The sequence below is a fragment of the Lamprobacter sp. genome, assembly GCF_034860625.1.
In the GTDB taxonomy this organism is placed as follows: Bacteria; Pseudomonadota; Gammaproteobacteria; order Chromatiales; family Chromatiaceae; genus Lamprobacter.
The window spans coordinates 1-1,050 of record NZ_JAYESN010000596.1; the positions used below are offsets into that span (position 1 = coordinate 1).

General features: G+C 64.9%; 2 protein-coding genes. Both read right to left on the reverse strand.

Going from position 1 to position 1,050, the window contains the following annotated elements; translation table 11 throughout:
* Positions 1–146 precede the first annotated feature (146 nt).
* Positions 147–833 carry a 5-oxoprolinase subunit PxpB gene (gene pxpB, locus VBE63_RS30105; RefSeq protein WP_323686635.1) on the reverse strand — a complete coding sequence of 229 codons (687 nt, stop codon included), beginning with the start codon at positions 831–833 and terminating at the stop codon, positions 147–149.
* 13 nt (positions 834–846) lie between these two features.
* On the reverse strand, positions 847–1,050 hold a 204-nt coding region (locus VBE63_RS30110), incomplete at its 5' end, for an EAL domain-containing protein (protein ID WP_323686636.1).

The window sequence follows — 1,050 nt, forward strand, 5'->3', positions numbered from 1 at the left end:
TGTACAGGGCTCGCTCTGAGCGGTTAAGCAGTGTACCCAAGGGGCATGCCCGGCCGCGTCAGCTGCCGGGCTGCCGATCAGAGAGCCAAAAAAAGGGCGCCTTGGGGCGCCCTTTTTTTTGGCTGGAATAATGGAAATGGCGAGGATCAAGGCTCACCGCCCAGCGCCAGGTACTCCTCCCGCCCTATGGGTCTGAAGCGCACGCGGTCGCCCACGGCCAGCGGCATGCACGGGATGGCCGAGGGGTCAAACAGACGCAGCGGGCAGCGCCCGATCAGGTTCCAGCCGCCGGGTGAGGCGGTGGGATAGACGGCGGTCTGCCGGTCGGCAATACCGATGCTGCCGCGCGGCACCTGTGCGCGCGGGCTAGGCAGGCGCGGCGCGGCGATGCGGGCGTCTACCTCGCCCAGGTAGGCAAAGCCGGGCGCGAAACCGATGGCGTAGACGCGGTATTCGGTGCCGCTGTGCACAGCGATCAATTCATCTGTGCTGATTCGCGCGTGCGCAGCCAGCGATTCCAGATCAGCACCAGCTTCCGGTGCGTACCACGCCGGCAGTTCCACCACGCGGCCAGGTGGCGCAGGCTTTGACGCCAGCCCCTCCACCAGCTCTCTCAGGCGTCGTCGCAGGGTGATCGCATCCAGCGCGGTGGCGTCGTATAGCACCAGTACCGAGGTGTAGGAGGGAATCATGTCCAACAACAGCGCGCCAAGTGCCTGGGGCAAGGCTTCAACCAGCGCCTGTACCCTGGCCGAGACTGTGGGGCTTGGCTGTTCGCCCTGCTTGGCCAAATAGACCAGCAGTGCGTTCTCGCCGGCGTTGCGGATCAGCACGCGGGCGCCGGGCTCAGCAGGGTGATGGCCAGTTCACCTCGGGCAGGCTTTCAAAGCCGGGCCGGGCAAAGAGATAACCTTGATACAGCTTCACACCAAGCGCGCGCAGGGTGTTGAACTCACCCTCGGTTTCCACCCCTTCGGCGATAACCCGCATGCCAAGATCGGCGCAGGTCTGCAAGGTGCCGCTGACAATGGAGGTCTTTATGCGGTTCTC